Raw genomic sequence first — 3,257 nt, 5'->3', positions numbered from 1 at the left:
ATTGCATCGGTCAAATCCTTAACTTAGGAGATCCAAGTTCACCTGTAGGAACTTGGATCTCTGTTTTTTTGCGTTTTAAAGCCTCTTTAGTGTTGAAGAACATTAGATTCAAGAAAACAAGGAATGATCATATGAGGCAACTGACTGCTCTCTGAAATCATGTCTTGGTTTTTGATCAATGCGTCATTTGAAAGATTACATACGGATGATGCATATTTAAAACGATTCTAAAGCTTCTGCTTGTTTCAGAAGTTTTGGAATCGTTTTTGTGTTGTGGGCTTTAAATATATGTATGAATTGACTGCTTTGATTACGATATGGTGTTAACTACCATTTTTGAAGCATTTTTATCGCCGTTAAAAAGAGTGCATACCACTCTACTCGCGGGTTTTGGCTAGTCTTTTTCTAACGTAAAAAATTCGAGGCACTAAGAAAACGAAAAACAATCCTTGCAAAAAAATAAAGCTGCGTCTATATTATGAATTGTATTCATATAAATTAAATTCATAGGGAGACGACTTTTGATGACAGATTCACACACAAATAAAACAGCTTTAATGGCGATGTGTCTAGGGATTTTTATAGTCATGCTGGATACGACCATAATGAACATTGCTCTTCCGGAAATTCAGACAAGTTTGTCTGCGAGTTTAACAAGCGTTTCATGGGCGTTAAATGCTTACACGATTATTTTTGCCTCTACCTCTATTCCCTTAGGAAAGCTTGCTAACATTTACGGAAAGAAGCGCTTTTTCATCATTGCGCTAGTGATATTTGGTCTTGGTTCGTTGTTGAGTGGTATCAGCCATAGCGTTGGTTCTTTGATACTTGGACGGTTATTTCAGAGTTTTGGTGCTGCTGTTATTTTCCCACTGAGCATGGATCTGGCCATTACGACTCAGTCAGATTTGTTTAAACGTAAAGCAACTTTATTTGTGGGTATTACACAGGGGATTGCCGCAGCGTTTGGGCCGACAATTGGTGGCTTGATTACACAGTTTATGGGATGGCGATGGATTTTTATGATTAATATTCCAATTGCCCTTATTGCTTTGTTAATGAGCATCCACTCGCTTCCTAACAACTTACCAGTTGAAAACACTAAGATTGATTGGATTGGCTCCCTACTGACAGTGATTGGTCTTGTTTCACTGACGTTAGCATTGATTCAGCTAAGGTTCTGGGGATGGAATTTGCCTATTTATGCTTTATTTAGCCTTTTCATCATATCTGGCGTATTATTCTATTTTTGGGAAAAACACGTTTCTGTACCGATGATTAACTTTGGTTTGTTCAAAAATGCTAATTTCGATTTAGCATCAGTGGCAACCTTGTTTGGTCAGTTAATTCTGGTCGGTTTTATGGTCATCATGCCAATTTTCTTATCAAATATCTTTGATAAAACAGCATTTCAATCGGCACTATTAATTACACCAGCGACATTCATGATCTTCATCTTATCGCCCCTCGCTGGTTTTCTCGTTAGAAAAACGAACCCCAAAAAGTTACTGGCCATTGGTTTTATCGCCTTAGGGGCTGGCTACTTAGGTTTTTCCACTATCGGTACTTCGTTAAACTATTTACTATATGTGTCGTATTGTTTGTTGATCGGCGCAGGCTACGGCGTTATAGTTGGCCCAATTAGCGTACTATCAACGGCCGGTTTTCAAGGCAGCGATTTAACAGCTTCGCAAAGTGTTATCGGTGTTTTGCGACAACTTGGAACTGTTTTGGCAGTTGCCATTTTCGTTAGCGCGCTGGGAGTTAATATATCGCATGCTAAACAAAAGGCGTTGAGCTTTTCAGAAGATCAAATTCGCCAAACGGCTATCTCTAAATCGCAACGATCTAAGACATTAAACGAAATAAAACGACATCTGAACAATCAACAGGGGATAGCTAAATCGCAGTCGGGACCGGTCGTCAGTCAGAAGCAAAAACGTGAGATGATTCAGCAGCAATATCAAGCTTATTTAACCAAAAAGGGTATTCAAGAAGAACAGCTCCCAGCAAGTATCCGTCGCCAAATAAAAGCGACCATCTCAAAAAAGGTGATCAAGTCAGTAGGCGATTTAAATAATGTGATGGTCAAAATTAAGCGAGAAATTGCCCAACAATTTGTAACAGCATTTACAAAGCTATATCAATATGCAACACCGCTGATTTTCTTGATCGCGCTTTGTTTTTGGCTAGTACCTGTTAAACCAATTTCTTTAAGGAGTAGATGAAAGTGAAAAGTGATGATATTGTGCTTGGCATTTTAGTGGATAAACCTGCCACCGGTTATGAAATCAAAAATCAATTTTCCACTATTTTCTCAAATTTTTATAACGCTTCTTTTGGCAGTGTGTATCCAATCCTGCATAAACTTGACAAGGAAGGAAAAGTTTCGTTTGAAGTTGTTTCACAGTTGGGGAAGCCGAACAAGAAGGTCTATTCGATTACGACCAAAGGCAAAAAGGCCTTTGAGAGTTATTTGCAACAGCCAGTTGAAAGCAAAAAAACAAAATGGGACTTTATGGTTCGGCTATTCTACAGTTCACAATTAGATGAGCAGAAAAGGTCGGCCTTGATCACCTCAGAAATTAATACTCGAACTGATGAGATTAAGGAGTTGGAGGCACTAAAACTGAAACTTTCCCGCAAACAGGTCGATCCGTACAAACTATTTTGTTTAGATATTGGGATTCAACAAAAGCAACTTTTTATAGATAAACTTAAAGAGTTTTGCAAAACGGTTAAGTAGTAGCGACTTGGATTGTTATTTTGAAATTGGGCTTACTCACAAGGCTTACCTAAAATATCAAACTGAGAGTCTTTGATGACACATACCATATGATTTCTTGCCGAAAAGAATGAGATGCTGACTATTCTTCAAAACGCACGAACTGGCTCAGGGCCCTGCTCACGCTCTGACCTAAACGCAATCGCAGGCGCAGAAACCTACATATAAGGACCTCGGACATAAATGGCCAAAGCCCAGCCATTTATGTCCGAGGCCACTTATGCTCCGGTTTCTAACCGGGCCTGCTCACGCTCTGATTTAAACGCGATCGCCACCCCAGAAACCTGCGTGTAAGGACCTTGACCGCAATGGCCAAACCCGGGCCATCACGGCCAAGGCCACTTACACTCCGGTTTCTAACCGGGGTGGCTCACGCTCTGATTTAAACGCGATCACCACCCCAGAAACCTGCGTGTAAGGACCTTGACCGCAATGGCCAAACCCGGGCCATCACGGTCAAGGCCACTTACAC

Annotated in this window: 2 protein-coding genes; both read left to right on the top strand. The window is 40.4% G+C overall.

Annotation, left to right across the window (positions count from 1 at the left end):
* Positions 1-524: 524 nt before the first annotated feature.
* Positions 525-2,228: an MFS transporter gene (locus Q0C76_RS08880; RefSeq protein ID WP_004559970.1), complete on the top strand. Its 1,704-nt coding sequence runs from the start codon at positions 525-527 to the stop codon at positions 2,226-2,228.
* Positions 2,225-2,746, top strand: coding sequence for a PadR family transcriptional regulator (locus Q0C76_RS08875; RefSeq protein ID WP_016363844.1), 522 nt, complete (start codon positions 2,225-2,227; stop codon positions 2,744-2,746). Before Q0C76_RS08880 ends, Q0C76_RS08875 begins: the two co-directional genes overlap by 4 nt.
* Positions 2,747-3,257: the final 511 nt, after the last annotated feature.

It is taken from the genome of uncultured Limosilactobacillus sp. (assembly GCF_934202705.1).
GTDB lineage: Bacteria > Bacillota > Bacilli > Lactobacillales > Lactobacillaceae > Limosilactobacillus.
Note: the sequence above shows the minus strand (reverse complement) of the source record. Positions and strands in the feature narration are given on the sequence as shown.